Origin of the sequence: Microbacterium sp. AZCO (genome assembly GCF_039614715.1) — a bacterium.
Classification (GTDB): Bacteria; Actinomycetota; Actinomycetes; order Actinomycetales; family Microbacteriaceae; genus Microbacterium.
In genome coordinates this window covers 1,495,346-1,516,257 of record NZ_CP154857.1, presented here as the reverse complement: position 1 = coordinate 1,516,257, position 20,912 = coordinate 1,495,346, and the positions used below count along the sequence as shown (strand labels likewise).

Annotated in this window: 18 protein-coding genes; 10 read left to right on the top strand and 8 right to left on the bottom strand. The window is 72.1% G+C overall.

All coding sequences use genetic code 11. From position 1 onward, the window contains the following. Positions 1–5: 5 nt before the first annotated feature. Positions 6–1,214, bottom strand: a complete 1,209-nt coding sequence (locus AAIB33_RS07155) for an FAD-dependent monooxygenase (protein WP_345802854.1) — start codon at positions 1,212–1,214, stop codon at positions 6–8. Between the two features lie 133 nt (positions 1,215–1,347). Here AAIB33_RS07155 and AAIB33_RS07150 point away from each other — a divergent pair, with 133 nt between their 5' ends. The 4 genes from AAIB33_RS07150 to AAIB33_RS07135 all read left to right on the top strand — a co-directional run bounded on the left by AAIB33_RS07150 (position 1,348) and on the right by AAIB33_RS07135 (position 5,399). Further along, a complete protein-coding gene (locus tag AAIB33_RS07150) occupies positions 1,348–2,271 on the top strand; it encodes a LysR family transcriptional regulator (RefSeq protein ID WP_345802853.1) in 924 nt (307 codons plus the stop codon). Between the two features lie 96 nt (positions 2,272–2,367). Then, the gene (locus AAIB33_RS07145) at positions 2,368–3,324 is read left to right on the top strand and encodes a helix-turn-helix domain-containing protein (protein WP_345802852.1); all 957 of its coding nucleotides are present in this window, start codon (positions 2,368–2,370) and stop codon (positions 3,322–3,324) included. Positions 3,325–3,478: 154 nt separating this feature from the next. Then, positions 3,479–4,477 (top strand): type I glyceraldehyde-3-phosphate dehydrogenase, encoded by a 999-nt coding sequence (gene gap / locus AAIB33_RS07140; RefSeq protein WP_345802851.1) that lies wholly within the window; start codon positions 3,479–3,481, stop codon positions 4,475–4,477. A gap of 178 nt (positions 4,478–4,655) precedes the next feature. Then, positions 4,656–5,399 carry a hypothetical protein gene (locus AAIB33_RS07135; RefSeq protein ID WP_345802850.1) on the top strand — a complete coding sequence of 248 codons (744 nt, stop codon included), beginning with the start codon at positions 4,656–4,658 and terminating at the stop codon, positions 5,397–5,399. Positions 5,400–5,416: 17 nt separating this feature from the next. Here AAIB33_RS07135 and AAIB33_RS07130 read toward each other — a convergent pair whose 3' ends face one another. After that, on the bottom strand, positions 5,417–7,423 hold the full coding sequence (locus AAIB33_RS07130; protein ID WP_345802849.1) for a glycosyltransferase family 39 protein: 2,007 nt from the start codon (positions 7,421–7,423) through the stop codon (positions 5,417–5,419). Positions 7,424–7,556: 133 nt separating this feature from the next. Then, positions 7,557–9,287: a hypothetical protein gene (locus AAIB33_RS07125; RefSeq protein ID WP_345802848.1), complete on the bottom strand. Its 1,731-nt coding sequence runs from the start codon at positions 9,285–9,287 to the stop codon at positions 7,557–7,559. 171 nt (positions 9,288–9,458) lie between these two features. On the opposite strand from AAIB33_RS07125, the gene AAIB33_RS07120 reads away from it, so the two are divergent. After that, positions 9,459–9,731: a hypothetical protein gene (locus AAIB33_RS07120; protein WP_345802847.1), complete on the top strand. Its 273-nt coding sequence runs from the start codon at positions 9,459–9,461 to the stop codon at positions 9,729–9,731. Here AAIB33_RS07120 and AAIB33_RS07115 read toward each other — a convergent pair. Genes AAIB33_RS07115 through AAIB33_RS07100 form a run of 4 tightly spaced genes read right to left on the bottom strand, consistent with a single transcriptional unit; the run spans position 9,728 to position 14,848 of the window. Further along, positions 9,728–12,190 carry a CHAT domain-containing protein gene (locus tag AAIB33_RS07115; protein WP_345802846.1) on the bottom strand — a complete coding sequence of 821 codons (2,463 nt, stop codon included), beginning with the start codon at positions 12,188–12,190 and terminating at the stop codon, positions 9,728–9,730. The two genes, AAIB33_RS07120 and AAIB33_RS07115, sit on opposite strands and share 4 nt — an antisense overlap. 21 nt (positions 12,191–12,211) lie before the next feature. After that, positions 12,212–13,726, bottom strand: a complete 1,515-nt coding sequence (locus AAIB33_RS07110; RefSeq protein ID WP_345802845.1) for a S8/S53 family peptidase — start codon at positions 13,724–13,726, stop codon at positions 12,212–12,214. Between the two features lie 47 nt (positions 13,727–13,773). After that, positions 13,774–14,244, bottom strand: coding sequence for a hypothetical protein (locus AAIB33_RS07105; protein WP_345802844.1), 471 nt, complete (start codon positions 14,242–14,244; stop codon positions 13,774–13,776). Beyond that, on the bottom strand, positions 14,234–14,848 hold the full coding sequence (locus tag AAIB33_RS07100) for a sigma-70 family RNA polymerase sigma factor (protein WP_345802843.1): 615 nt from the start codon (positions 14,846–14,848) through the stop codon (positions 14,234–14,236). The genes AAIB33_RS07105 and AAIB33_RS07100 overlap by 11 nt, the downstream gene beginning before the upstream one ends. Positions 14,849–14,926: 78 nt before the next feature. Between AAIB33_RS07100 and AAIB33_RS07095 the strand changes: the two genes are divergently transcribed. Continuing rightward, positions 14,927–15,688 carry a hypothetical protein gene (locus AAIB33_RS07095; RefSeq protein WP_345802842.1) on the top strand — a complete coding sequence of 254 codons (762 nt, stop codon included), beginning with the start codon at positions 14,927–14,929 and terminating at the stop codon, positions 15,686–15,688. Here AAIB33_RS07095 and AAIB33_RS07090 read toward each other — a convergent pair. Continuing rightward, a complete protein-coding gene (locus AAIB33_RS07090; protein WP_345803396.1) occupies positions 15,658–16,575 on the bottom strand; it encodes an aminoglycoside phosphotransferase family protein in 918 nt (305 codons plus the stop codon). The two genes, AAIB33_RS07095 and AAIB33_RS07090, sit on opposite strands and share 31 nt — an antisense overlap. 121 nt (positions 16,576–16,696) lie before the next feature. Here AAIB33_RS07090 and AAIB33_RS07085 point away from each other — a divergent pair, with 121 nt between their 5' ends. From AAIB33_RS07085 to AAIB33_RS07070, 4 genes are read left to right on the top strand one after another with little or no spacing between them, the layout of a single operon-like run. Next, positions 16,697–17,482 (top strand): DeoR/GlpR family DNA-binding transcription regulator, encoded by a 786-nt coding sequence (locus tag AAIB33_RS07085; protein ID WP_345803395.1) that lies wholly within the window; start codon positions 16,697–16,699, stop codon positions 17,480–17,482. After that, the gene (locus tag AAIB33_RS07080; protein ID WP_345802841.1) at positions 17,479–18,426 is read left to right on the top strand and encodes a 1-phosphofructokinase; all 948 of its coding nucleotides are present in this window, start codon (positions 17,479–17,481) and stop codon (positions 18,424–18,426) included. Before AAIB33_RS07085 ends, AAIB33_RS07080 begins: the two co-directional genes overlap by 4 nt. Before the next feature lie 47 nt (positions 18,427–18,473). Continuing rightward, positions 18,474–20,546 carry a fructose-specific PTS transporter subunit EIIC gene (locus AAIB33_RS07075; protein WP_345802840.1) on the top strand — a complete coding sequence of 691 codons (2,073 nt, stop codon included), beginning with the start codon at positions 18,474–18,476 and terminating at the stop codon, positions 20,544–20,546. 40 nt (positions 20,547–20,586) lie between these two features. Continuing rightward, entirely contained in the window at positions 20,587–20,856 is a 270-nt protein-coding gene (locus AAIB33_RS07070; RefSeq protein ID WP_345802839.1) for an HPr family phosphocarrier protein, read from the top strand. Positions 20,857–20,912: the final 56 nt, after the last annotated feature.

Genomic DNA, 20,912 nt, shown 5'->3' with positions numbered 1-20,912 from the left:
GCGGGTCAACGGGTCAGGTCGGGCACGTGATCGCTGTGCACGGCATCCGGGTCGGCGGACGCCCGCATGATCGGGAACACCTCGGCGCGCATCCGCTCCTCGTAGTCGCCGATCGCCTCGAGCAGAGGCCGCCGGCCGTGCACGGCATCGTCCAGTGCTCGCGCGAGCGCGGCCGCATCGCGCAGCGCGGAGTTGGCACCCGCGCCGAAGCTGGGCGGCATCGCATGGATGGCGTCGCCCAGGAGCGTCACGCGGCTCGGCTGCCACGGATCGGCCACCTCGAGATATCGGATGGCGCTGGGGGCGATGGTGGACTCGTCGATGCGGTCGACGAGCTCGACGAGGCCGGGATGCGCACCGCTCATCGCGCGTCGGATGGCGCGGTGGAGCTCCGCGGGCGAGTCGTGCGCGAAGTCGGGCATGTCCGCCGCCGGCGCGGCGCCGAGATCGGATCCGTACGTCACCATGACGTACGGCTCGACGTGGTCGATCGCCGCTCCGGGTGCGAGCTCGGCCACCGCATCGGCGATGGGCCGCCGCGGGTCGTAGACGCCGATCGCGAAGATGGTGCCGTCGCCGCGTGTCACGACGGCGAAGCCGTCGAACAGAGCGCGCGGCATGACGGCGGCGAGATCGTCGGTGAGGGGAGCGATCGACCACATGCCACGCATCCCCGTGTCGACCACTCCCACCTCGGGGAGCAGCTGCGACCGGATGGGGGAGTGGATGCCGTCGGCTCCCACCAGCACGTCGCCGGCGACCGACGAGCCGTCGTCGAACAGCAGGCGCACGCCGTCGCCGTCGGCCTCGTACCCGACCGCGGTGCGGCCGAAATGGAGGACGTCGTCGAGGCCGGTCGCGAGGATCTGCCGAAGCGTGCGACGGTTGACGGCCGTGTGGGGGCGGTCGCCCTCGTTCGGCGGACCGATGTGGGGCCTCGTCCAGATCTCCGTGCCCTGCGTGTCGATCATGACCGACATCTCGCGCTCGGGGGTCCGGCGCGACGTCTGGAGGTACAGCTCGTACAGGTTCTCGGGAAGGCACTCGCGGAGAGCATCGCCGCCCAGCACGTTCATGTGCAGTCGGTAGCCCGCGGTGACGATGCCCGGGGCGCTCTCGTAGACGGCGCAGCTGATGCCCGCCTTCGTCAGGCCCTGTGCGAGGCAGAGACCGCCGATCCCACCCCCGGCGATCAGCACATGAAACGACGCCATCGTCGACTCCTTCGTCGTCGTCGCCGAACGCGGATCCGCTCGGCTCCCTCCGATCCTCCGATGTCGGTCTCTATCGGGGAAGCCGAATCTGACTATGGTCGCTATTGGCTTCTCCAATAACGAAGGGACCTCCGTGGGCGTCGATCTCAACCTCCTCGTCTCGCTCAACGCGCTGCTCGAAGAGCGCAGCGTGAGCCGCGCGGCGACACGGCTGCACCTCAGCCAGCCCACCTTGAGCACCGCCCTCGGTCGACTCCGGCAGCACTTCGGCGACGAGCTGCTCGTGCGCACCGGAAACAGCTACCGGCTCACGCCGCTTGCCGAAGAGCTCCTCGAGACGACGGGCCAGGCGCTCACGTGGACCGACCGCGTGTTCGACACGCGGCCGCGATTCCTGCCGGAGGTCGCGCAGCGCGAGTTCACTCTCGTGATGTCCGACGCACAGCTGCCGATCTTCGGCCGGGCGCTCGCCGAGCTCGTCGCGGACGAGGCGCCCGACATCAGGCTGCGCTTCGAGCACAGCACGGCGCGCATGATCTCACCCGGAGTGGAGTGGCTTCGTGACATCGACGCGCTCGTGCTTCCGCACGGCATCCTCGCGGACGCGCCCAGCCTCGACCTGTACCGGGACCGCTGGGTGTGCGTGGTGGCGGCGGCGACCGCTCGCCGTGGCCCGCTCTCGCTCGCCGAGATGAGCGAGCGGCCGTGGGTGACTCCCTATCACCCGCGCATGCCCGTGCTCTCGGCCCTGCACCGCATGCGCCAGTCGGGCGTGGAGCCGCGCGCCGCGATCAGCACCGAGGACTTCCTCGCCGTGCCCCACCTCGTCGCCGGCAGCGACCGGATCGGTCTCATGCCCCAGCGCGTGGCGCGCCTCGCGGTGGTCACCGAAGCCGTGGCGATCGTCGACGCGCCCTTCGAACTGGGGCTGCTCGTCGAGGCGCTCTGGTGGCACCCGGTCCACGAGCGCGACCCGGGGCACCGCTGGCTGCGGCAGGTCGCTGTCCGCGCGGCTCAGACCCTCGCCGGCCCGGAGGCGCCGCTCACCTCCGCGTGAGCCATCGCGCGAGGGGGATGCCTGTCGCGCTGCCGGCACACGCCGGCGCCGGACTCCCGGTGGCCGTATCGTTGCGCAGCATGGCAGTCTGGCCACATGCAGCGGAAGAACCACCGCGTCGCCGTGCTCGTGCTCGACGGGGCGAAACCCCTCGACGTCGGGATACCCGCGCAGATCTTCTCGACCCGGGAGAGCATGCCGTACGAGGTGCGGGTGTGCGGTGCACTTCCCGGCGTCGTCCGGGGCGGTGATGGGCTCTCGTACCACGTGGCGCACGGGCTCGAGGCGTTCGAGTGGGCCCAGACGATCTTCATCCCGGGCTACCGCCATCCCGACCAGGAGGATCCGCCCGCCGAGGTGATCGACGCCCTGCGCAGCGCTCACGCGCGCGGCGCCCGGCTGGCGGCGATCTCCACCGGCGCGTTCGCACTCGCGGCGTCGGGGCTGCTCGACGGATGCCGCGCCACGACGCACTGGCACTACACGCACGCGCTCCGGGCGAAGCATCCCTCGATCACCGTGGACGAGAACGTCCTGTTCGTCGACGAGGGGAGCCTGCTCACCTCCGCCGGTGCCGCCTCGGGCATCGATCTGTGCCTCCACCTCGTGCGACGCGATCACGGCGTCGCACTGTCGAATCGCGTGGCCCGGCGGCTCGTCGCCGCTCCCTACCGCAGCGGCGGTCAGGCGCAGTATGTGCCGCGCGCCGTGCCTGAGCCGCTCGGCGAGGTGTTCGCGGCCACGCGCCAGTGGGCGGTCGAGCGCCTCGAGGAGCCGCTGACGCTCGCCGATCTCGCACGCAACGCCAACGTGTCGCCGCGCACCTTCTCGCGCCGGTTCGTCGAGGACACGGGCTACACGCCGTTGCAGTGGATCCTTCGTGCACGGATCGACCTCGCACGCGAACTGCTCGAGCGCACGGACCTCGGCGTCGAGCAGGTCGCCGATCGCGTCGGGCTCGGCACGGGCGCGAATCTGCGGCTGCACTTCCACCGCATCCTCGGCACCTCTCCCAGCGAGTACCGGCACACGTTCGCAGAGCCCCGGGGGTAGGCCGCGGCGAGTTTGCCGCGCCGCTCGACAGCGCCGAGCCGCGTCTCTCGGGACTGGCGAGATCCTTGCGGATGCTGTCGCTTCAGCCACTTCTGCGGTCGGCGCGTCTCGGCGATCCTCGTGATGTATCACCGGGAACGAAAGGAACCCCCGCATGACCCGCATCGCTGTCAACGGCTTCGGACGCATCGGACGCAACACGCTGCGTGCCCTGCTCGAGCGCGACTCCGACCTCGAGATCGTCGCCGTCAACGACCTCACCGACCCGAAGGCGCTCGCTCAGCTGCTGCGCTTCGACAGCTCGCTCGGCCGGCTCGGCCGGCCGGTCGAGGTCGAAGGCGACGAGCTCGTCGTCGACGGCCGACGCATCCGGGTGCTCGCCGAGCGCGACCCCGCGAACCTGCCGTGGAAGGAGCTCGAGGTCGACGTCGTGCTCGAGTCGACCGGCCGGTTCACCTCCGCGGAGGCGGCCAAGGCGCACCTGGATGCGGGTGCACGCAAGGTTCTGGTCAGCGCTCCCTCCGACGGCGCCGACGTCACGCTCGCCTACGGCGTCAACACCGGCGCGTACGATCCCGCTACGCACATCATCGTGTCCAATGCCTCGTGCACCACCAACGCGCTCGCACCGCTCGCGTCCGTGCTCGACGATCTCGCCGGCATCGAGCACGGCTTCATGACGACCGTGCACGCCTACACGCAGGAGCAGAACCTCCAGGACGGACCGCACCGCGACCCTCGCCGGGCCCGTGCCGCCGGAGTGAACATCGTGCCGACCACGACGGGGGCTGCGAAGGCGATCGGCCTCGTTCTGCCCGCCCTCGACGGAAAGCTGTCGGGCGACTCCATCCGCGTGCCCGTGCCCGTGGGTTCGATCGTGGAGCTGAACACGACGGTCTCGCGCGAGGTCACCCGTGAGGAGGTGCTGGCCGCCTACCGCGCCGCGGCGTCGGGTCCCCTCGCCGGAATCCTCGAATACTCGGAGGACCCGCTCGTCTCGTCGGACATCACCGGCAACCCGGCGTCGTCCATCTTCGACGCGGCCCTCACCCGCGTCGACGGCAGGCACGTGAAGGTCGTCGCCTGGTACGACAACGAATGGGGCTTCTCGAACCGCGTGATCGACACGCTGGAACTGCTGGCGCGAGGCTGACACGGCTCCCCGAGCTGCCGGGTCGGCGGACATCAGACCGACCCGGCAGCCACCGGTCCCGTCCGACCGCTTCAGGCCGCGGGCGCCGGTCGTGGGGCGGGGGCACGATCGGTGACAGGCACCGTTCGGCCCGCCCGCCGCACTGGTCGGCGGCTCACGCCGGCGGCATAATGGGAGCATGCCCGACGAGGACGTCGGGGAGCTCGCCGAGTTGCGGCGCAGGGCCTACGGCCCCGCGGCAGACATCGACGGCGACCCCGTCGCTCAGGCGCGGCTGGCCCAGCTGGAAGCCGCGCACAGTTCCTCGCGGGCCGAGACTTCCGTCGTGACGCTGGCTCGGGATGCCGAGTCCGGCGACGAGCCGCCGGCTCCGGAGGCATCCCTCCCGCCCGACGGGGCGCCCGTCCCGGAGCCCGCCGTCGCTGCGGCACCGGACCGCTCACGGCTCCGCCGGAGACTGCCGTGGATCGCGGCCGCTGCGGGAGCGGTGGTCGCGGCGATGGGCCTGTTCGTCGCGGTATCGGACACGGCCTCGGGTGCCAGGCCCGCGGCCAGCCTTGCCGTCGTGGCGCGGCCGGACGCCGTCCTCGAACCCAGGCTCGACTCGGGAATGCTGTACTTCGTGGGGGCGGAGCGGGCGACCCTCAGGTACCACGGCATGGTCGGGACCGTCGACGTATGGACCGTCACAGGCCTCCGCGGATCCGCCTGCATCGTCCTCAGCCTGCGCGGAGGGCTCTGGGACCAGAACTGCGCGCCCAGCCCGCTGCCCGCGCTGCTCGACGTCAGGGCTGACAACGGCGCGCTGCATTCGCGCGTGCCGGGCATCGACATGCCGCCGGGGTCGTACGTGCGCTTCGCGTGGAGCGGTCAGAATGTCGACGTCTACGTCGTGCGCAACGGCCAGACGATCAGCAACTGACGATCCCTGCGCGGAGCTCAGGTGCCGACGCTCGCGGATGCCGTGCACTCGTAGAGCGACGTGACGGGCGCGTCCGCCGGCTTCGTGCAGTTCTGCTCGACCCACTCGAGGATCTGCGCCGACGTCCCGCCTTCCGCGCCGGCAAGGCCAGGACCCCGACCCGTCGCGATGACATAGCGCACGTCGCCCTCGGTCACGAGCTCCTGGAAGCGGTCCAGCGTCGGCACGGGGTCGCCGCCGTTGAAGCCGCCGATCGGCAGGAAGGACCCGCCGTCGGACGCGATGATGTAGCCCGCGGCCGATTGGGCGCCGAAGGTCGCGGCGAGGTAGGCGCCGCCGGTCGAATGCGCCCGGAGGTAGGCGATGAGCGCGCTCTCGTCGCCGGATCCGCCCATCGCGCCGCCCGGGAAGCCCTGCCCGCCGAAGCCTGGCGCCTGGTTCGGCTGCGACCCACCCGTCCGACCGCCGGCGAACGCGCCTGGCGCTCCCGCGCCGCCCCCCGGCGCCGCCTGCCCGCCGAAGCCACCCGGCCCACCGAATCCGCCCTGCGCGCCGAATCCGCCCTGCGCGCCCGGTCTGCCGAACCCGCCGCCCATGTCGGCCACCCCGCCCGCGACGGGGTTCGTCGAACTCGGGTTCGCGATCGCGACGGCCGACCAGACGAGCGGCGTGAGCACGAGCGCGGCCCCCGCGAGCACGGCGACGGCCCCGTGCAGGACTCGTCGACGCGCGTGCTCGACCGCGATCGCGGAGATGGCGAGGGCTGCGAGGACCGCCTGGGCGACCGCGACCGGGATGGAGTACCCGCCGTAGAGGAAGCCGATCCCGAGCGCGGTGACAGCGGCGACGGCGAGCAGGCTGATCTGCGCCCACGCCACAGTCCGGCGACGTGCGACGGCGAAGGCGAGACCGATCGCGAGCGCCATCGGGATCGCGAGGGCGGCCGTGTAGAACTGGTGCATCCCCGCGACGGCGGAGAACATCACCGTGAACGTCGCGAGCCAGACGCCCAGGAGCACGGTCACAGGGCGGGAGAAGCGCAGCATCCAGAGGATCACGATCGCAAGGAAGGCGGTCGGCAGCAGCCACGCGATCTGGCCCGCCAGCTGCTCGTTGAAGAGCCGGAAGAAGGCCGGGTCGCCCGAGAACGGCGGTGTGAACGAGCGGTACGCCGTGGCATCCGCCGTCGTGTCCCCGAAGCGACCGAGGCCGTTGTAGCCGAAGACCATCTCCCACGGGCTGTTGCCGAGCGTGCTGCCGATGTACGGCCGGGCCGTCGGAGGCACGAGCGACACGACGATGATCCAGGCGAGGGATGCCGCGAGGCTGACGACACCCGCGACGGCGAGCTGCCAGAGCTTCCGGCCCCACGGCATCCGCGTGAAGAGCCACGCCGCGGCGAGTGCGGGCCAGACCGCCCAGGCCTCGAGCATGTAGGTCTGGAACGAGAGCGCGACGAACAGTCCCGCGACGATGAGCCAGCCGAAGCTGCGCCGCGTGAGCGCCTTGGCCGCCGCCCACGCGACCGCCGCCAGACCGAGCACGAAGAACGTTTCCGGCTGATTCGAGCGGGCGACTGCGACGAGGATCGGCGTCGTCGCGACGACGGTCCCCGCGAGCAGTCCCGCCGTCGGGTTGAGAAGGCGCTTCGCCGTGACCGCCACGATCAGTGTCGCAGCGACCGCGGCGAGCGCGTTGGGCAGCACGACGGTCCAGGTCGAGAAGCCGAACGCCCTGATGAAGAGCGCGGGGATCCAGAACGAGCCGGGGATCTTGTCGAGCGTGACGGTGCCGGCGGGGTCGAACGCGCCGAAGAAGAAGTTGGACCAGTTCCGGCTCATCGACAGGGCGATGGAGGCGTAGTAGTCGGAGCGCGATCCCGTCCAGACGGACCAGATCGTGAGAAGCCCGGCGCCGATCGCGACAAGGACGAGCCCCGTGTGCCAGCGGGTCCACCGCGGAGGGCGACGAACTGCCGCAAGAGCACCCGGGGCAACCGGCTGGGCGTCGATCGTCGTGACCACGAGCAGAAGCTATTCTCGCGAGCCATCGGCCCGGTATGGCGATCCTATGAACTGCCTGATGGCCACCGCCTGCGCACGCGAGAATCCCGGCCGGGGGATTCGGCCTCCCCGGCCGGGACGCTCTGGCAGCGCGTCAGGGAGCGCGGTGCGGTTCGATGGTCCGCGACGTGATCGACGCGCCCAGCTCCTTGCCTCCGACGGTGTGCGTCGCGGTCACCGAGAGCGGCCGGTCGGAGATGATGTCGAGCACTCCGAACAGCAGCCCCGGACCGGCGCCCGCGATCTCGCGCAGGGCCACGCGGTCGTCGAAGGTCGCCTCACCGGCCTGCAGGACGATGGCGGCGAACTTCTTGGCGGGCACCTTCTCCGGCTCTCGGCCGATCACCTTGTCGCCGAGGATCAGCGGCGCGAACCGCTTCTCGACGTCGACGGCGCATGTGCCGGGGTTGTAGATCGTCACCGCTGTCGCGTACCGGCCGGGAACGAAGGCCGACTGGTCCCGGTCGTCCTTCGCGAGACCGGCGACGAACTCCACGGAGTAGTGATACCGGCAGGCCGGCACCACGACGCGCACCTGCTTCTGGGCGACGACGACGCCGTCGGCGACCACGTCGATCGTGCCTGTGAACACTTGATCGCGGTCGCGGCAGTCCTTCACACCGACCCAGGTCACCTCGAATGTCAGCACGTGCTCGGTGTCGCCGGGAAGCGGGCCGTAGCTCGGGGGAGCGATGGACTCGACGAACTGCGCGGTGGAGCCCGTCGGCACGAGCGAGATCGAGCCGATGGACGTGACCGCCGCCGCGATGAGCGTCGCGAGGGTCGAGACGATGTCCCCGGGGTTCACCCCCGTCGTGTGCGAGCCGCTGGTCGCCGCGGTGATCCGCGTCGCCTGTCCGGCGGAGCCCGCAGGAACGGACGGCGCATAATCGGCGGCGTCCGCATTCGGGTCGTCGTCGAGCGCCGCGGCGAAGCCGGTCGTCGTGCTCACGGCGATCACCGTGATCTTCGCGGCGGTCAGATCGGCCGTGGCGGTCGCCTCGGTGATGGCCGCCCCGAGACCGCTGAGCGTCGTCGGGATCGGATCGTGCCCAGGGGCGTCGCCGAACCACACGAGGATCCGCTTCGCGTCGGGTCGCCAGCCGATGGCCGGATCGGACGCGATCTGGTGCAGCGCGTAGAGCTGGCCCTCCGACCCGTCGGACCCTTCGTCGGCGTTCCAGGTGGAGATGGCGGCATCCGCCACCGCCAGGGTCGTCGTGGGGGAGACCTGGTGCGCGAACGCGTAGGAGTTGTGCGCACCGCCGTCGACGGGGAAGTCGCGGTAGTCGCCCACGCCCCACGCGACGTCGAAGCCCGCGAGCGCGGGGTTGTTGAGGATGACGCTCGCGCCCGCCTTCACCGACGCGAGCACGGGTGTCATGCTGCCGGTCGTGTCGGCCAGCAGGTAGACGTCGGCCTTCGGCGGTGCGGAGGATTTCGGGACCGTGACGGTGATCTTCTCGGCGACCCGCTCGCAGCGGCTGAGCCGCCAGTCGTTCGTCGTCGGATCGATCGTGATCGGCTCCTTCGGGCCTGTCGGCACATCGCGGAACGCCGGGAAATCGGGGAGGAAGAGCCTTCCACCCGGGAAGAGGCGCTCGAGCACGGGGAGCGGACGCAGTTCGCCCGATTCGGTCACGGTGACCTCGGCGACGGAGTTCGGCTTGGCGGGATCCGCCGCCGTCACGAGGCGCGCGAGCTCGCCCGTCGGCAGACGGGTCTCGGATGCCGCGATGAGCCGCGGCGTGGACGTGCCGAGTTCCCCGGCGAGGTGCGTGACGACGTCATCAGGCACGTCGCCGAGCGGGAAAGGATGAGGCATGACAGCTTCCTTCACTCTCGGGGTGCCGAATCGCCCAGTCGTCTGAGTCCCCTCGCATGGTGAGGAGAGGGAAGGGGGATGCCTGATACATCGCCGTCGCGGGTATCAGCGAGCGCCCGCCAGCCTCTTGAGTCGTGAGTGGAACACCGCTCCCGAGCAAGGAGGACCGTGATGAACCTGGACCAGACCGTCGACCACCTCGCCGACATCGTCGAGGGGCTGCTGCACGGTTCCGAGGAGTTCCTCTGCACGCTCGAGTTCACGCAGGCCGAAGCGCTCGCGGAGGTTCTCGACGCCGGACATCACACCTCGACGGCGGCGCGCCTGATGCACCGCTGGGCCCTGACCGAGCCGGATTGGGGCGAGGACGAGGAGCACGTCGCCACCCTCAGCCACTGGCTCATGCTCTCGGTCGCCGACGCTCCCGTCGGCGTCGCGTCCTAGAAGCCGCTGCCGTGCGCCTGGAACGGCGCCACGATGCCCGTAGCCTCGCTCGCCAGCGCCAGCGCCACGGCGGGCCGATCGCCCGCCGCGAGCCGCTCGTGCATCGCGGCGAGCAGGTCGCAGGCGACGTCGTCGGAGACGATGACGGGGGATGCCACGACGCAGCATGTGCCGGCGTGCAGCCAGGCGCGCGTCATCCCGATCGCCTCCTCGCCCCATCGCACCGACGAGCGTCCGAGCTCGCACGCCGAGAGCACGACAGTGTCGGGAACCCGCGGGATGAGGTCGATGTCGTAGCCGAACAGAGCACCGTCCGTCAGCTCGAGGCCGGAGAAGAGTGGATTCTCCGCCGCGTGCCGGCCGTGGGCGGCGAGGTGCAGCGTGCCCACGCGCGCCGCCAGCGCCTCGGTGCTGTCGACCGTCGCTGTGGAGGGGTTCAGGATCGCCGCGGCGTCCCACGCCGCGGCGGCGCGGGCGACTTCCTCCATGCCGCGTGACACGCGCGGCCCCGCGACGAAGCCGACCCCGGCACTCGTCCGCCCCTCGCGATCGGCGAGCCACTGGCTCGCCGAGGTGGCGATCGTGAAGGCGCGGCCCCGCATCGCCGGCAGCATCGCCCACGGGGTTCCGCCGAGCACTCCGGGCACGGTGATCGCGGTGCGGCGCCCGCCGATCGTCGGCGTGACGGGATCGAGGAGCGCCGCGGAGAGCGCCGTGAGCCTGTCATCGAGCGACTCCCGCACGAGGGCGACGAGCGGCCCCGACCGGACCGAGGCGCTGACGTCGAGGTCGGCCCGGAGCCCCGCGAAGAGCGGAGCGATCCGCGTCCACGCGCCGATCTCGACCGCTCGCGCGCCCTCGTCGGTCACGGCGACGGCGGTGAGGCCGAGCTCGTCGAACACGTACGAGACGAAGGCCGTGTCGGGAGGAAGCGACGTCCGCAGCTCCTCGAGCGCGACCCGCCGACGTGTCCCGGCCGCGCCCGTCGACGTCCACTGCCGGCGGCGCACGCGCTCGCTCAGCTCGGCCGCCCTCGGCTCGGCCAGCCAGTCCGCCGATCCGGCCTCGGAGCGCAGCATGCGGAGCTCGGCGAGATCGGCGGCGAGCGCCTCGTCGCGCGGCGGGCGCACCGGGATGGTCTGCCGGCTGAGCTGACGCGCCCGCTCCGACCAGTCGAAGAGGACGTCGGCCCGTCCCGAGCGCACCGCCGACCGCAGTCCCGCGAAGACCAGCCCGCGCCCGTGCATCACGAGCGAGGTCGTGAGGTCGAGACTCCCGAAGGACCGCTGCCACTCCGCGAGCGCATCCAGACCCGCGGCGGTGTGCCGCCGCACGTCCGACTCCGTGCCCTTCGCGGCGGCGCGCGCGGCGCGCACTTCCTGGGCGAGGAGGCGCACGGGAAGCGACGCGCCCGGGGGAGTCCGGACGGGCGCACGAGTGGCGGGCACCTGCCGCGAGGCGAGCCAGAGCTCGTGCGTGAGGCGGAGCGCCGCTGCCTCGCCCCGCAGATCCCTCTCCTCGAGGGCGGCGACCACCTCGTCGACCTCGTGCGCCGAGGCCGGTTCTCGGCGGCCCGGCGCGCCGTCGCGGGCGGAGAGGAAAAGGGCACGCAGTCGCACGGCGTCGGAGCGCAGCGCCCACCACTCACTGCCGATCGTCCGGAAGGTCCGCGTCGCGGCGGCAGCCGTCGCGGACGCCTCCGCGGGAGTGTGGGTCAGGAGGGAGCGTGCGAGGTGGAACTGCGCTTCGCCCTTCGCCTGCCGCATCCGGTGCGTGCCGAAGATCGCGATGACGCGCTCGAGGCTCTGCTCAGCCTCGCGGACCAGTCCGGCATCGCGCAGGACTTCGGCGCGGTCGAGGTCGCAGATGGCGGCGTTCACGGCCGAGGCCGCCGCCAGCGCCCCACGCGCCCGGCCCATCGTCTCGAGCGCGGCGACGAGGTCGCCCTCGAGCAGCGCGATGTACCCGGCGTTGTGCACCGCCATGGCTTGCTCGACCTCGCCGCCCACCGTCTCGTAGTCACGGGCGGCCGCCTCGACGTCGGCGCGCGCCGCTGCCAGCCGACCCGCCTGACTGTAGGCGACGCTGCGATTGACGAGCATGGGTGCCCGGTACTCGGCGTCGTCGCCGATGCCCGAGATGCCCCGGGTGAGGTGGGCGATCGCCTCCTCGAGGTCGCCGTGCTCGAGCGCGAGGAGCCCGAGCTGGCCGTGGAGCACGGCACCCGTCGCAGGGGAGACGCCGGGGAGGGCGAGCGCCTCGCGGCAGAGCCGGTCCGCAGCATCCGGATCCCCCTGCCTGATGAGCAGTGCCGCAAGCGACCCGGCGATGCGCGCCCGCAGGTCGGCGTCGTCGGTGCGCTGATCCGCGAGCACGAGCACGCGGCGCGCGGCGGCGTTGCGGCCCGCGTTCAGATGAGCGCGGCCCCGCCGGTGCAGCTCTGCAGCGGAAAGCCTCACCCTCCCAGAATGGCCGCCGGCTCACCCCATGCGCGACTGGTCCTCCTCTTCGAGCTCCTTCACGACCGACGCCGTGGCGGCCTCGGGGCTCTCGCCGGCGGCGATCCGGGCGGCGACGAGTCCCGCAACGACGGGCGCTGCGAACGACGTCCCGCTCCACACGCCGAAGCCGCCGCGGAAGTCGTCGGCGTCGAGCGTCTGGCGGAGGAGGCCGAGTTCGGGGTTGCTGGTGCCGGATTGGAGTCCGCCCTCGAACCCGATCGGCAGCGTCGACATGACCGACACGCCCGGCGCGTAGACCCGGACCCAGTCGCCGATGTTCGAGAAGAGCGCGACGGACCGGTCGGAGGGATTGAGCGCGCCGACCGAGACGTGACGACCCGGGTCGGTCGCGGGAATCGCCGCCGGATAGGTCGGCCGCGCCGTCGCGTCGTTGCCGGCCGAGCAGACCACGACGCACCCGCGACTGCGGACGTCGTCGAGCAGCTTCGCCATCTCGGAGACGGTGTCCGGGTCGTCCGGCGTCTCGTGGTAGTAGCTGAACGACAGGTTGAGCACCGAGACGTTGGGTCGTGCCGGGTCCTCCTTCGCACGGTCGTCCATGAACTCGACCAGCAGGCCGAGGGCGCCGAGCAGGTCGTCCTCGATGATCACGCCCTCGCCGTCGGCGACCCGGATCGGAAGGATGAGCGCCTCAGGGCACTTCTGCCGGATGATGCCGGCGATGAAGGTGCCGTGTCCTGCGGCGTCGTCGAAGATGCCGTCCAGCGGTTCGGCCAGCGACGGCTCGTCGTCGGGATTCCCGCGGGGATCAGGCGGCATGCTGATCGCCGCCGCGCTGGCGAGCAGCGGGTTCACCGCGTCCTCCAGCCAGGGATGCTTTCCGCATCCCGTGTCGAAGATCGCGACGATCGGACCCGCCTCGGGATCAGGGCCGAGCGGGGCAGGTCCCAGGTATGTCACGGGCTGCAGCCCGCCGAAGCCCGGCTCCGCGTAGCTGTCGATGCCGACTGTGCCGTTCGCCTTGAACGGGTTGGCCTTGAACGGATTCGCCTTGAACGGGTTGGCTTTGAACGGGTTCGCCTTGAACGGGTTGACGCCCAGGGAGTCGATCGAGAGCACGTGGTTGAGCCCGATTCCGCGCTTCCCCCACGAGGAGCGGCGCACCTCGCGGAGCAGGGCCCACGCGTCGGGAGTCGCCGCCACGCGCTCGCCCGTGCGCTCAGCCCGGAGGCGGACGGGCACGGTCGTGCTCGCGCCCCGGGATCGCGGGGCGGTCTGGCGGGAGGCGAATGCCGCGAGCTCGCGTCGGTCCTCCTCGAACTCGAGCCGCCAGCCCGCGGTCCCGGCGAGCGCGCGCAGACTGCGGAGCGCCTCCTCGTCCACCACGGCGGTGTCGATGAGGAGCTCATCCGTCACGTACACCGTCGAGTAGACGGAGTGCGGCGGCTCGCCCGCAGGGTCGAGCACCGAGAACCGCGGCACTCTCCGCCATCCGTTCGCATCGCCGGTCGCCCGCTTCGTCGCATCGCTCATGGTCGCTCCCTGCTCATCGGCACCATCCGTGGAATCCATCCCTCGCCTCAGACCTCGAACTGCGGCGTCCGGAAGTCGTGCACGTCGCCGTCCGACCCGCTCACCACGAGCCGCAGCAGCGAGACGCCGGGCGGAATGGAGTCGAAGGCGAATCGCCCGTGCTCGTCGGCCGAGGCCCCCCAGTCCCGGTCTCCCTGCACGAGACGGATCGCGAGGGGCGCGGCATCCACCCACCCGTCGATGCGGCGTGAGCCGTCCTCGGTCGCGGTCACGTGCAGCAGCACATTCGTCTCGCCGTCGCTGAACTGCAGCGTCGCGGTGTCGGCCTCGCCGCGGACGGCCGCCGGAGCGGAGCCCTCGACGAGCGTCAGCAGCGCGTACTCGCGCGAGAGGTCTTCGACGGCCACCGCCGCCACCATCCGGTCGGCGAGGTCCGCGGGCACCGGATCGGCCTCCTGCCAGGCCTCTCGCAATCGCTCGAACAGCGCCGCGTCGGCGCGTGCGTCGTCAGTGTCCATGATCTTCTCCCAAGCCCGCGCCCTCGAGTTCGGCGCGGAGTTTCGCGAGGCAGCGCTGTCGCGTCGGTCCGATGGAGCCGACGGGCATCGAGAGGTCTTCCGCGATGCGCGCGTAGTCGGGGCGGTCGTCGAAGGCCACGATCCGAAGCAGGTGCCGGCAGCGTTCGTCGAGCCGGCCCACGGCGGTCCAGAGGCGCCGGCGCTCGTCGTCCGCAGCCGCCGTCTGCTCCGCCGACTCGTGCACGGGCAGGTGCGGCTCGAGCGCCTCGGCCTCGGTCGGCGTGGCGAGCCGATGCTGCTTGCCGACGCGCCAGGCCTCTCGCCGCGCGCACATCGTGAGCCAGCCTGAGACGGCCAGCGGATCGGTGATCGTCGCGTGCCGGCGCACGAGCGTGAGCCATGTCGTCTGCACGACATCCTCCGCGAGCGACGCGTCCAGACCGTATGAGCGCACGATGTGCCAGAGCGGCGGCGTCATCAGCCGCACGAGCTCGTCCATAGCTCGGCTGTCGCCCTCCCGCCAGCGCACGAACAGCGCGGCTGCGCGCTCCCACCGAGCCGGTTCGACGGACTCGACGGAGGCTTCCGCGCCCGCGTGCGTCATAGGGCCCATTGTGTCCACGCTGGGAAGAGAGCGATAGAGCGCGCCTGATACATCCGAAGATCGCCCGATAATGGGGGCATGCCCGCGCAGCCCGATGCCGCCGTCGGCGAGCTCGCCGAACTTCGGCGTCGCGCCTACGGGCCCGAGGCCGACATCCACGGCGACCCCTCGGCGCAGGCGCGGCTCGCCGAGCTCGAGGACGCGGAGCGGGGCGGCCTCACCTTCTCGGGTGGCCCCGTGGCCGTGGAGCCACCCGCTCCCGAGGAGCAGGAGACGAGGGATGCCGCCCCCGAGCCGGCATCCACGAGCGACGTCGACGGGGTGCAGGAGCCGGCGGAGGAGGCATCCCCTCCCGTCGTCGAATCGCGCTTCCGCCGCCGCCTGCCGTGGCTCGTCGCGGCGGTCGCCGGCGTCGTGGCGGTCGCCTCCCTCGCGTTCGCCCTGACGGAGGCCCTCTCGCATCCTCGGCCCGAGGTGAGCCTCGCGGTGACGGCCGCGTCCGACAAGGTCGCCGTGCCCGACCTCGACCAGGGCATGCTCGACTTCCTCGGCGTGACGGCGTCCGCACTGGAGTACCGCGGGGCCGTCGGCTCGCTGGACGTGTGGACGGTCGAAGGCAGGCGCGACTTCTCGTGTCTCGTGCTGAGCACCGAGGGGCAGCTGTGGAATCAGAGCTGCGCCGTCAAGCCTTTGCCGACGATGCTCGACATCGTCGCCGACCGCACGACCCTGAGCCTGAAGAGCTCGGGACTCGACGTGCCGACGGGGTCGTTCGTGCGCTTCCTGTGGGACGGCGGCACGGTCGACGTCTACGTCGTGCGCGCGACCGAAGACGCCTGATCGCCCCGGATCTCCTCGAGCGTCTCGAAGCCGAGCTGCGCATAGCCGGGGTTGTCGTCGCTGTGCGCGAGCAGAAGCACGGCGAACGCGGCCGCCCACGCGCGAGCGCGGATCCAGGTCGCGGCATCGGCCCCGGCGGCGCGCGCGAAGAGCTCGCGGCCGTCGGCGTCGAACGCGATCCACGCGACCGCGAGGTCGTAGGCCGGATCGCCGGAGGTCACGTCGCCGAAGTCGACGATCGCGACGAGGGTGCCGTCGCGGGCGACGAGATTGCCCGGGTGCAGATCGCCGTGGATCCAGACCGGAGGCCGTGACCACGGCGCGGCGGCCAGGCCGCGGCGCCACGCCGTCGCGGCGACGTCGAGGAGACCGCCGGGGTGGCGCCCTCGCAGCAGTGCCAGCCGCTCGCCGACGATCGCTGCCCGGTCCGCGAGCGGCACGCCGCGGACGGGGTTGAGCGGTGCGTCCGGCGGCGCCTCGACGTGGAGTGCGTGGAGCGCGCCGGCGAGGGGCACGGCCCACGGCGAGCGGTCGGGACGCGGGACGTCGAGTCCGGCCACGCCCTCGAACCACGGCACGATCGACCAGGGCCAGGGGTAGGAAGGGACCGGCCGGCCCGCGACGAGCGGGACGGGAACGCGGATCCCGGTCGCCTCGACCAGCGGCCCGATGCGGGGGAGCGCCCACTGCTCGTTGACGACGAGCGGTGCCGCCAGGGCGCGCCGAGGGAGACGCACGGCGAGATCGGGGCCGAGCCGCCAGAGCTCGCAGTCCCAGCCGCTCGCGGCCATCGAGAGGGGGAGGCTCGCGGCATCCCGGATCCCGCTCTGCGCGACGACGAGTCGGCGCACGAGGTCTTCGCTCAGCCGCACCTCGGCGGCGGGCATGTCGGGCACTTCGCGAGGCTACCCGAGGCGCGCAGCCCGGTCATCTTCTTTTCTGTGGGAATGAGTTGTGTTGCGTGGGAGTGTGTTGTATCTTGGTGACACCTTGACGGTGAGGACCCACATGTACGCGACGGAGCGACAAGCTCAGATCACTCGGCACCTGGCCGAGCGCGGTCGTGTCTCCGTCGTCGGTCTGGCCGACGACCTGGGCGTCACGACCGAGACCATCCGCCGCGATCTCGCCGCGCTCGAGCAGCAGGGCCGGCTGCGGCGCGTGCACGGCGGCGCTGTGCCGCTCCGCACGGGGAGCGTCGCCGAGCCCTCCATCGCGGAGCGCATGACGGTGAACTCCGACGCCAAGCGCGGGATCGCGCGACGCGCGCTCGACGTCATCACCGACGGCTACCGCGGCGCCGTCGTCTTCGATGCCGGCTCGACGGTCGGTGCCGTCGCGGCAGGTCTGGGGGAGCGCGTCGCCGCCACGGGCGCCCGCCTCGACGTCGTGACGCACGCCGTGCCCGTCGCCCACGCGCTCTCGCTCCTCCCCGACATCGGCCTCACCGTGCTCGGCGGTCAGGTGCGCGGACTCACCGCCGCGGCCGTCGGCACCTCGACGCTCACGGCGCTGGCGTCGCTGCGTCCCGACCTCGCATTCATCGGAGCCAACGGCATCTCGGCCGACTTCGGGCTCTCGACCCCCGACCCCGCCGAAGCCGCCGTCAAAGCCGCGATCGTGCGGGCGTCGCGCCGCGTCGTCGTGGTCGCCGACCAGGCCAAGTTCGGCGTCGAGTCGTTCGTGCGCTTCGCGCAGCTCAGCGACATCGACGTGCTCGTGACGGATGCCGCTCCCGACGGGTCGCTCGGCGACGCCCTCGCCGCGGCCGACGTGGAGGTATGGACCGCATGATCGTGACGCTGACGGCCAACCCGTCGCTCGACCGCACCATCACGCTCGCCGGTGCTCTGCAGCCCGGTGAGGTGCAGGCGGCGACCTCGGCGCGGGAGGACGCCGGCGGCAAGGGCATCAACGTGGCCCGCGTCGTCGCCGCGGCTGGCGCCCGCTCGCTCGCAGTGCTGCCGCTCGCCGCCGACGACCCGTTCGACGTGGCGCTGCGCCACTCGGCCGTCGCCGCCCGGCGCGTGCCGATCCACGGCCGCGTGCGGGCGAACATCACGATCACCGATCCGGCCGGCGTCACCACGAAGCTCAACCTCCCGGGCGCCGCACTCGACCAGGCCGACACCGCCGCGGTCATCGACGCCGTCGTCGAGGCCTGCGCGGGAGCGCGCTGGCTGGCTCTCGCCGGCTCACTGCCCCCCGGCGCCGGCGACGCGTTCTACGTCGACGTCATCGAGGCGGTCCGCGGGCGCTTCGGCCACGACGCCCCGCGCATCGCGGTCGACACCTCCGGTGCAGCGCTCACCGCCGTCGTCGCCGACGGACGCCCCGACCTCATCAAGCCCAACGACGAGGAGCTCGCAGACCTCGCGGGCGTCGCGCTCGAGCCCGGCGCGGACCTCGCCGACGCCGTGCTCCCGGTCGCCCGCCGACTCGTGCCCGAGCGGGTCGGAGCCGCCCTCGTCACGCTCGGCGCGCACGGCGCCGTCCTCGTGGACGCCGACGGCGCGTGGGCGGGCACTCCGCCCCGGATCCGCGTCGCGAGCACCGTCGGTGCCGGAGACAGCTCGCTCGCCGGCTACCTCCTCGCCGACCTCGACGGCGCCGGCCCCGAGGAGCGGCTGCGCCGGTCGATCCGGTACGGAGCGGCCGCGGCATCCCTCCCCGGCACGCAAGCCCCCTCACCCGCCGACCTGCCGACGGGCGACGTGCCCGTGCGGTGCCTCGCCTGACCACCCCACCCATCCCCGACACCGCCACACCGACCAAGGAGGTCACCGTGTCCACCATCACACCAGAGCTCGTCAGCCTCGACGACGGCCTGGGCGGCGACAAGGCCGCCGTCATCAAGGCCCTCGCCGCCCGCGTCGTCGCGCAAGGGCGCGCGACCGACGCCGACGCGCTGTTCGCCGACGCCTGGGCGCGCGAGCAGAAGGACGAAACGGGGCTTCCCGGCGGCATCGCGATCCCGCACGCCAAGAGCTCCGCGGTCACCGAGCCCTCGCTCGCCTTCGCGCGGCTGAAGCCCGGCGTCGACTTCGGCGCGCCCGACGGCCCCGCCGACCTCGTGTTCCTCATCGCCGCCCCCGAGGGCGCGGCAGAGGCCCACCTCGCCGTGCTCTCCAAGCTCGCGCGGAGCCTCATGCAGGACGACTTCACGAGCGGCCTCCGCGCCGCGGCGACGCCCACCGACGTCGTCTCGATCGTGCGCCAGGCGATCGGCGAGGAGGAGGCCGCGCCGGTCGCGGCGACCGCCGCCCCCGCCGCCGCGCCCGTCACGGCGACCGCCGCCGCCCCCGCCGCGGCGAGCGTCGCCCCGGGCCTCGAGGTCGAGGGCCGCCCCGCCCGCCTCGTCGCCGTCACATCGTGTGCGACGGGCATCGCCCACACCTTCATGGCGGCCGACGCGCTCACCGCCGCCGGCAAGAAGACCGGCGTCGACCTGACCGTCGAGCCGCAGGGGTCGAGCGGCTATCAGGCGCTGCCGCAGCACATCATCGACAGCGCGGACGCCGTGATCTTCGCGACCGATGTCGACGTGCGCGAGCTGCAGCGCTTCGCCGGGAAGCCGGTCGTGCGCTCGGGCGTCAAGCGCGGCATCGAGGAGCCGAACGAGCTCATCGCCGAAGCCGTCGCCGCCGCCAAGAACCCGGCCGCGACGCGCGTCTCGGGAGCCGGCGGCGGCGCGGGCACGGCGGCGGTGGCGACCGAGTCGCTGTCGTGGGGCGCCCGCATCCAGCGCATCCTCCTCACCGGCGTCAGCTACATGATCCCGTTCGTCGCGGGCGGCGGTCTGCTCATCGCCCTCGGCTTCCTCCTCGGCGGGTACAACGTCACCGCCGACGCCGCGACCGTCATCACGCAGAACGCGCTGTGGAACCTGCCTCCCGGCGGGCTCGGCCAGTACCTCGGCTCGGTCGCGTTCATGATCGGCGCGACGTCGATGGGCTTCCTCGTCTCGGCGCTGTCGGGCTACATCGCGTTCGCGATCGCCGACCGGCCGGGCATCGCCCCCGGCTTCGTCGCCGGTGCCGTGGCCGTGCTCATGAACGCCGGCTTCATCGGCGGCATCGTGGGCGGTCTCCTCGCCGGTGTCACGGCGTGGTGGATCTCGAGCTGGCCGGCACCGCGCTGGCTGCGCGGCCTCATGCCCGTCGTCATCATCCCGCTGCTGGCATCCATCGTGGCCTCGGGCCTGCTGATCCTCTTCCTCGGGCGGCCCATCGCAACCCTCATGACGTGGCTCAACGACTGGCTCACCGCGCTCTCGCAGAGCGGCGTCGGCGCCATCGCCCTCGGCGTCGTGCTCGGACTCATGATGTGCTTCGACCTCGGCGGACCGATCAACAAGGTCGCGTACTCGTTCGCCGTCGCCGGCCTCGCCGCGGGCAGCGCCAGCAACCCTGCGCCGCTGCTCATCATGGCCGCCGTCATGTGCTCGGGCATGGTGCCGCCGCTCGCGATGGCACTCGCCTCGACCGTGCTCGCACGCAACCTGTTCACGCCGGTCGAGCGTGAGAACGGCAAGGCGGCGTGGCTGCTCGGCGCGTCGTTCATCTCCGAGGGTGCGATCCCGTTCGCCGCGGCCGACCCGCTGCGCGTGCTTCCGGCCTCGATGGTCGGCGGTGCGGTGACGGGCGCCCTGTGCATGGCGCTCAACGTCCAGTCGTACGCACCCCACGGCGGCATCTTCGTCCTCTTCGCGATCCAGCCCATCTGGGGCTTCCTGGTGGCGCTCGTGGCCGGTACCGTCGTGACGGCGTTCCTGGTGGTCGCCTTCAAGCGCTTCATCGCTCCGAAGGAGCTCGAGGCGGCTGAGTCCGGACTCACCGCGGCCGCCGTCCCGGCGTGACCCACCGAACCGCAATCGAGGAATGACAGAAGGAGCAGTAATGGCACAACGTCAAGCCACCATCGCGAGCAGCTCGGGCCTCCACGCCCGCCCCGCCAAGCTCTTCGTGCAGGCCGTGCAGCAGAAGCCCGTGCCCGTCACGATCGCCGTCGAGGGAGGGCCCGATCTGAACGCGGGCAGCATCCTCTCGCTCATGGGCCTCGGCGCCTCGAAGGGCACCGTCGTGACGCTGAAGGCCGAGGGCGACGGCGCCGACCAGGCGCTCGACGAGCTCGTCCAGCTGCTCGAGACGGATCTCGACGCGGAGTAGCCGAACAGACGGAATGACGGATGCCGCGGGCCCCGATGGGGCTCGCGCCATCCGTC